The sequence below is a fragment of the Mycobacterium sp. genome, assembly GCF_036488105.1.
Classification (GTDB): Bacteria; Actinomycetota; Actinomycetes; order Mycobacteriales; family Mycobacteriaceae; genus Mycobacterium.
Genome location: NZ_DASXHW010000520.1, coordinates 1 through 7,280, shown reverse-complemented (window position 1 = coordinate 7,280; position 7,280 = coordinate 1). Strand labels below are relative to the sequence as shown.

Annotated in this window: 5 protein-coding genes and 1 pseudogene; 3 read left to right on the top strand and 3 right to left on the bottom strand. The window is 66.0% G+C overall.

Annotated elements, in window-relative coordinates; translation table 11 throughout:
* Positions 1-225, top strand: a pseudogene (locus tag VGH54_RS27520) (hypothetical protein); the annotation flags it as partial.
* A 6-nt stretch (positions 226-231) separates the two neighbouring features.
* Here the strand turns inward: VGH54_RS27520 and VGH54_RS27515 are convergent.
* Positions 232-1,230: a TIGR03617 family F420-dependent LLM class oxidoreductase gene (locus VGH54_RS27515; RefSeq protein ID WP_331515296.1), complete on the bottom strand. Its 999-nt coding sequence runs from the start codon at positions 1,228-1,230 to the stop codon at positions 232-234.
* 81 nt (positions 1,231-1,311) lie between these two features.
* Here VGH54_RS27515 and VGH54_RS27510 point away from each other — a divergent pair, with 81 nt between their 5' ends.
* Positions 1,312-2,658: a flavin monoamine oxidase family protein gene (locus VGH54_RS27510; protein WP_331515295.1), complete on the top strand. Its 1,347-nt coding sequence runs from the start codon at positions 1,312-1,314 to the stop codon at positions 2,656-2,658.
* Here VGH54_RS27510 and VGH54_RS27505 read toward each other — a convergent pair.
* Entirely contained in the window at positions 2,653-3,609 is a 957-nt protein-coding gene (locus tag VGH54_RS27505; protein WP_331515294.1) for an alpha/beta hydrolase, read from the bottom strand. The genes VGH54_RS27510 and VGH54_RS27505 overlap by 6 nt on opposite strands.
* 225 nt (positions 3,610-3,834) lie before the next feature.
* On the opposite strand from VGH54_RS27505, the gene aceA reads away from it, so the two are divergent.
* Positions 3,835-6,144 carry an isocitrate lyase ICL2 gene (gene aceA / locus VGH54_RS27500; protein ID WP_331515292.1) on the top strand — a complete coding sequence of 770 codons (2,310 nt, stop codon included), beginning with the start codon at positions 3,835-3,837 and terminating at the stop codon, positions 6,142-6,144.
* 16 nt (positions 6,145-6,160) lie between these two features.
* On the opposite strand, the gene VGH54_RS27495 is transcribed toward aceA, so the two are convergent.
* Positions 6,161-7,280: acyl-CoA desaturase (locus VGH54_RS27495; protein ID WP_331515291.1), on the bottom strand; the 1,120-nt coding region annotated here is incomplete at its 5' end.

Below are 7,280 nucleotides of genomic sequence, written 5' to 3'. Positions count from 1 at the left end.
CACGGCATGTGGAAGGGCGAGAAGTTCGTCGAACGGCTGACCTACGACATGACCGACCCGGCGATCATCGGGCGATCCGGATTCGGCGTCATCGACCATGTCGGGCGCGCGGTGTGCCGCGACGGCAACGGCGATCCGGTCGAGGGCTGGGGCCTCTACGAACACGGCGCGCTGGGTCGGCACGACCCGTCCGGCTTCAAGGACTGGTTAACGGTTGCGCCGTAAGGTGTCTCAGCGTAATTCGTCGACGATCGCGGACAGGGTCTGCAGGCTCAACGGCGCCGCCTGATAGAGGCAGACTGTGTCGGCGATCCCGTCGACACGGTCGCGGATGTGGTGTGCGACATCAGCCGGTGTGCCGCACGCGGCAATGGTGTGCAGCATCTCGTCGTCGATCAGCCCGCCCATCTCTTCCCAGCGGCCCTGCTTGGACAACGTGTTCAATTCGGGCTGCAGATCCTGCCAGCCATGCGCCGCCAGCACCGGCCGGTACGCCGGTGTCGAGCCGTAGAACGCCAGCAGCGCGCGCGTCCGCGCGTCGGCCTGTTCGCGTTCAGCATCGGTTTCGCCTGCGGAGACGATGATTTCGGGCAGCACGGCCAAATCGGTGGTGTGGCGGCCTGACGCCGCCAGACCCTCGCGCACCATCGGCAGGGTGTGCTCGTGCAGGAACCGTTTCGAGCCGAACGGCATCACCAGCAGACCGTCCGCGTGCTGTGCGACGGCGCGGGTCAGCCGCGGCCCGAGCGCGCCCACGTAGATCGGCGGCGGCCCATACGGATTCGGGCCCGGGTTGAATGCAGGCGTCATGAGCGTGTGCCGGTAGTAGTCGCCGCGAAAGTCCAGCCGCTCCCCGGAGCTCCAGGCCGCAAAGATCGCCCGCAGCGCCCCAATCAGCTCGGTCATTCGGGCCACCGGTTTGTCGAACTCGGCGCCGAAACGCTTTTCGATTTGAGCCCGGACCTGCGTTCCCAGGCCGAGGATGAATCGTCCCGAGCTCAACAGCTGATGGTCGTTGGCCTGATGCGCCAGATGAATCGGGTTGCGTGGGAACGCGATCGCGACATTGGTCATCAGGTTCAGGTCGGGCACACTTGCCGCCAACGTCAGCGGTGCGAATACATCGTGCGACCCCTCGAAGGTGGTGACTCCACTGGCACCGGCGTCGCGAAGCTCCTGAGCGCGCTCAGCCGCGTCGGCCAGGCCATATAGAGCGGCGAAGACTTTCAACGAGGGCCGCCTGACAACGATTCCGGGTGGTGTCGGTTGGTCCCTGACATTACGCAGCATCGATGGGGTTGACTGAAGGACATGCCTAACGCGACTTGGACCGCAGACGTCGTCGTGGTGGGTGCCGGTTTCGCCGGTCTCGCCACTGCCCGCGAGCTCACCCGGCTCGGCCACGATGTGCGGGTGCTCGAGGGCCGTGACCGGGTCGGCGGCCGTTCGTATACCGGCCACGTCGCCGGCATCCCGGTCGACATGGGCGGTACATTCGTGGGCCCGACGCAGGACGCCGTACTGGCTCTCGCCGACGAGCTCGGCATCCCGACCGTTCCGACCTACCACGATGGCGCCAACCTGATTCGGTGGCGCGGCGCGGTCCGCTCCTACAGCGGCACAATCCCGCGGCTCTCACTCGGCGGCCTGATCGATCTCGGCCGTGTGCGTTGGCAATTCGAACGCATCGCCCGAACTATTCCGCTGACGGACCCGTGGACGGCCCGGCGCGCTGCCCGGCTGGACAGCCAGTCATTAAGTCAGTGGTTGCGATCGGTGCGCGCCGGCGCCACCACCCGGGACCTGCTGGCGATCATGGCGCGGGTCACCTGGGGATGCGAACTCGACGACGTGTCGATGCTGCACGCCGCTCGTTACGCCCGCGCGGCCGGTGGTCTGGATCGGATGCTCGACGTCGAAAACGGCGCCCAGCAAGACCGTTTCGCGGCCGGCACGCAACAGATCGCCAACGCGGCGGCGGCCGAACTCGGCCACCGCGTCGTGTTGGAAGCCGCGGTGCGGCGCATCGATTACCACGACGACGGCGTGACCGTCACCAGCGAAAAGGGCGCGGCGGAAGCCAAATACGTCGTTGTCGCGGTCCCACCGGAGCATTGGAACGTCATCGAATTCACTCCCGCGCTGCCCGCCGAACATCGGCAACTGCCCGCGCATTGGCCGCAAGGCCGGCTCAGCAAGGCCTATGCCGCCTATCCTGCGCCGTTTTGGCGCAGCGCAGGATTTTCCGGTGAGGCCCTGTCCGACGAGGGTCCGGTGTTCATCACCTTCGATGTCAGCCCGCAGCCCGACGGGCCCGGGATCCTGCTCGGGTTTGTCGACGCCCGCAGGTTCGACGAGCTACCCGCCGATCAGCGTCGGCAACGCGCGCTTGAGTGCTTCGCCGCACTGTTCGGCGATGAAGCACTGAAGCCACTCGACTACGTCGATCATCGTTGGGGTGCTGAGGAATTCGCTCCAGGTGGCCCAACGGCCGCGGTACCGCCGGGCTCGTGGACGCGCTACGGTCCGTGGCTGCGGCGCCCGGTCGGGCCCATCCACTGGGCCGGCACCGAGACCGCCGACGAGTGGACCGGCTTCCTGGACGGGGCGGTGCGTTCCGGTCAGCGGGCCGCCGCCGAAGTCGCCGGGCGGCTATGAGCTGATGCGCCTACTGCCGGCGATCGATTCGGCAAGTGTCCGCAGTTCCCGGTTGACCTCAGCGGGCCGCTCCAGCATCGAGCAGTGGCCCCCGGGCAACTCGACGAGGCCGGCGAGATTCGGTGCGGCAGCGGCGATTCGCCTGGACTGCACCAGCGGCGTCAACCGGTCGCGTTGGCTGCCGATCACCAGTGTGGGCACCGTCAGGCCGGCCAGGTCGATATGCCGGCGTCCCATCGCCTCGACAAGGGCCTTGCCACAGCCTCCGCGGCCTGCCGGCGAGGTCGAGTTGAACAGGTCGTAGATCAGTGACCCGACGACGGGGTCCGCGTCGGCGCCAACCGCGAGCATCGAGATCATTTCGCGGCTGGCCCGTCGCACGGCGGGTGGCACCGTGTACGAACCGAAAATGTTGATCAGGGCACGCCCACCCAACACCCGCACCGCGGCAAACGGTGCCGGCATCGGCAACAATCGCACCTCACGCAACAGGTCGCCGGTGGTGGTGTTGATCAGCGCGACGGCGTCGGCGCGCGCTTCGACCTTGTGCCGGTAACGATCCGACCAGGCTGCGATCGCCATGCCGCCCATCGAGTGCCCGGCGACGACGGCACGCTCACCCGGCCTCAAGGTGGCGTCAAGCACCGCATCGACATCGGCGGCGAGATGGCTGAGGCTGTACCCGCCGCGGCGCGGGATCCCGCTACGTCCATGACCGCGGTGGTCGAACGCGATCACCCGGAATTCGCCGGCCAACTCGGCGATCTGGTAGGCCCACACCCGGATTGCGCAGGTGATGCCGTGGGCGAGAACGATCGGATAGCCGCCCTCGGGTCCGAACACCTCGGTGTGTAGGCGGGTCCCGTCGGCGGAGCGCACTTCCACGGTGCGGCTCGGCGGCAAGGCCACCGGCAGGGAATGCGGCGCGCGGGCCGCTCGCAGAGAACTCATTGCCGCTCCCCTCAGTCGCGGCCCCGTCGCCGCGCTCCGTGAGTGTAGCCGAGCCGACTATGCGATATCGGCTGATAAATGTCCTCCGCGACATTTACCTTGCGCGCACCGGGACCGGCGCGCTCCGCGATGGAGGGTTTAGCCCGAACCCGTCGGCGGTATGCCCGATGCGCCATAGACTCTCTCAATCAAGGCATATCGGGGATGAAGAGGAGCGCAGAGAACATGAGCACCATCGAGGCGGATGCAAAGACGCTGTCACCGTCCGAGCAGGACTCGCATGACGCCTTTGAGCGTGACGTGGCCGCAACGCAGCAATACCAGGACAGTCCACGCTTCGACGGCATCACCCGCCTCTTTTCTGCACGGCAAGTCGCCGAACAGCGCGGCACCATCCCCGCCGACTACACGATCGCGCGTGAGGCCGCCGAAGCCTTCTACCCGCGGTTGCGCGAACTCTTCGCGCAACGCAAGAGCATCACCACGTTCGGGCCGTACTCCCCCGGCCAGGCCGTGGCCATGAAACGGATGGGCATCGAGGGCATCTACCTCGGCGGTTGGGCAACGTCGGCCAAGGGCTCGATCAGCGAGGACCCGGGGCCCGACCTGGCGAGCTATCCGCTCAGCCAGGTGCCCGACGAGGCCGCCGGCCTGGTCCGCGCGCTGCTGACCGCCGACCGCAATCAGCAGTACCTGCGGCTGCGGATGAGCGAGGAACAGCGCGAAAGGACGCCGGCGGTCGACTACCGGCCGTTCATCATCGCCGACGCCGACACCGGCCACGGTGGTGATCCGCACGTGCGCAACCTGATCAAACGGTTCGTCGAAGCGGGCGTGCCGGGATATCACATCGAGGACCAGCGGCCGGGCACCAAAAAGTGTGGCCATCAGGGCGGCAAGGTCCTGGTGCCATCGGACGAACAGATCAAACGCCTCAACACCGCCCGATTCCAACTCGACATCATGCGAGTGCCCGGCATCATCGTCGCGCGCACCGACGCCGAGGCGGCCAACCTGCTCGACAGCCGTGCCGACGAGCGCGACCAGCCGTTCGTGCTGGGCACCACGAACCTCAAGATCCCGTCGTACAAATCCTGCTTCCTGGCGATGGTGCGGCGCTTCTACGAGGCGGGCTTCAAAGAGCTCAACGGGCACCTGCTCTACGCCCTGCCCGCCGGCGAATACGCGACAGCCGATGCATGGCTTGAACGTCACGGCATTGCCGACCTGATCACTCAGGCGGCCGCGTCCCCCGACCACGCACAGCAGTCCGTCGACGCGGTGTTCGACCAGGTCGAGTCGAAGTTCGTCGACGCCTGGCAGAACGACGCCGGGCTGATGACCTACGGCGAGGCCGTCGCGGAGCTTCTCGAGTTCGCCGAGAGCGACGACGAGTCAAACGACATGAGCGCCGACGAGTGGCGGAAGTTCGCCCAGCGCGCGCCGCTCAACACCGCCCAGCAGAAGGCAAAGGAGCTGGGCCTCACCGTGGCTTGGGATTGCGAGCCGGCCAAGACGCCGGAGGGCTACTACCAAATCCGCGGCGGCATCCCGTATGCGATCGCGAAATCGCTTGCCGCGGCGCCATTCGCCGACATCCTGTGGATGGAAACCAAGACTGCCGATCTCGTCGACGCGCGCGAATTCGCCGAGGCGATCCACGCCGAATTCCCCGACCAGATGCTGGCCTACAACCTCTCGCCGTCGTTCAACTGGGACACCACCGGCATGACCGACGACGAGATGCGGGCGTTCCCAGAGGAACTCGGCAAGATGGGCTTCGTCTTCAACTTCATCACCTACGGCGGACACCAGATCGACGGCGTCGCGGCCGAGGAGTTCGCCACATCGCTGCGCCAGGAGGGCATGCTGGCGCTGGCTCGCTTGCAACGCAAGATGCGCCTGGTCGAATCGCCTTACCGCACACCGCAAACGCTGGTGGGCGGTCCGCGCAGCGACGCCGCGCTGGCCGCATCGTCCGGCCGCACGGCGACCACGAAGGCGATGGGCGAGGGATCCACCCAGAGCCAGCACCTAGTGCAGACCGAGGTGCCGAAAAAGCTGCTGGAGGAGTGGCTGGCGTTGTGGGGCGACCACTACCAGATCGGCGAGACGCTGACGGTTCGGCTGCGGCCCCGGCGCGCCGGCTCCGACGTGCTCGACCTCGGCATCTACGGTCAGGCCGAAGAGCCGCTGGCCAACGTGGTCGTCGACCCGATCAAGGACCGCCACGGCCGCAACATCCTCACGGTGCGCGACCAGAACACGTTCGCGGAGAAGATGCGCAAGAAGCGGCTGATGGACGTCATCCACCTCTGGCTGATCCACCGGTTCAAGCCGGAGATCGTGTACTACGTGACGCCGACCGAGGACAACATCTATCAGACCGAAAAGATGAAGTCGCACGGCATTTTCAGCAACGTGTATCAGGAGGTCGGCGAGATCATCGTCGCCGACGTGAACCAGGAACGCATCGACGAGCTGCTGGCACCCGATCGCGAGGCGCTGAAGCGGCTGATCGCCAAACAGGACTAGCCCGTCCCGGAGCCGATCAGTCGGCGCCACGCGGGGGCGGCTGCACCTCGACGCCCGTGGACTGGTGCTCAGGACCCGCATCCGGGTGTTCGGCGGGCAGACGGTTGCGGAATCGGCTCGCCTCACTGTCAGCTCGAGGCTCGGTCCGCCGGTCCGCGCCGCGGTAGGGGCCTGGCTTCGGCCGCGGTTTTCCGCCGGGGAATGCCAGTCGAAAGATGGTGCGGTGCACCATGAACCACTGCTTGGAGAAGCGCCCGGTGTTGTAGGGCAGCTCGTAGCGCTCGCAGACGTCCTTGATCTTGGGCGCGATCTCGGAGTACCGGCTGGCCGGCATATCGGGAAACAGGTGGTGTTCGACTTGGTACCCGAGGTTGCCGCTGATCACGTGGAACAGCGGGCTGCCATCGATATTGGCCGCACCCACCAACTGCCGCAGATACCATTCGGCACGCGTCTCGTCCTCGACCTCTTCTTGGCTGAACGTGTAGGTCTGGTCGGGAAAGTGGCCGCAGAAGATGATGGCGTGCGCCCACACATTGCGGATCACATTCGCCAGGGCGTCAGCGGTCAAAGTGCGCAGGTAAGTGCTTTCCACACCGGGCGCAACTTTATCCAGGAAATTCGCCGTGGCACCGACGCGGCCCCTGCTCGATATCTTGCGTAGTCGGCGGCCCACTCGCGATTTCGTCGGCTGTTCGAGCCGTCCACCCGATGCCAGTTGGACAAGGCCGAATGCGCCGGCGCTGATCAGCGGCCAGCCGATGTAGTCCTTCAGGATCTGCGAGCGCGCTTTGATGCCGATGCCTTTAAGGTCCTTGCGCACCTCCGACCACGGCTTCTCACCGGCTCGAATGGCGTCGATATCCATGTCGTGCACCGCCACGCCCCACTCGAACAGCACCGTGAGCAATAGGTTGTAGAAGAATTGCCCCAGGTAGGCGGGCTTCCATTTCTGGTTAGGATCGATCCGCATGATCTCGTAGCCGAGATCTTTCTCTTTGCCCCGAATGTTTGTGTAGGTGTGGTGGATGAAGTTGTGCGAGTGCCGCCACGATTCCGCCGTCGACGCGGTGTCCCAATCCCACACTGAGGAGTGAATGTCGGGATCATTCATCCAATCCCACTGGCCGTGCATG

Bases quoted from the DNA above. Each gene is read 5' to 3' on its own strand.
- VGH54_RS27510 (WP_331515295.1), top strand. From the start codon at position 1,312: ATGCCTAACGCGACTTGGACCGCAGACGTCGTCGTGGTGGGTGCCGGT.
- aceA (WP_331515292.1), top strand. From the start codon at position 3,835: ATGAGCACCATCGAGGCGGATGCAAAGACGCTGTCACCGTCCGAGCAG.
- VGH54_RS27505 (WP_331515294.1), bottom strand. From the start codon at position 3,609: ATGAGTTCTCTGCGAGCGGCCCGCGCGCCGCATTCCCTGCCGGTGGCC.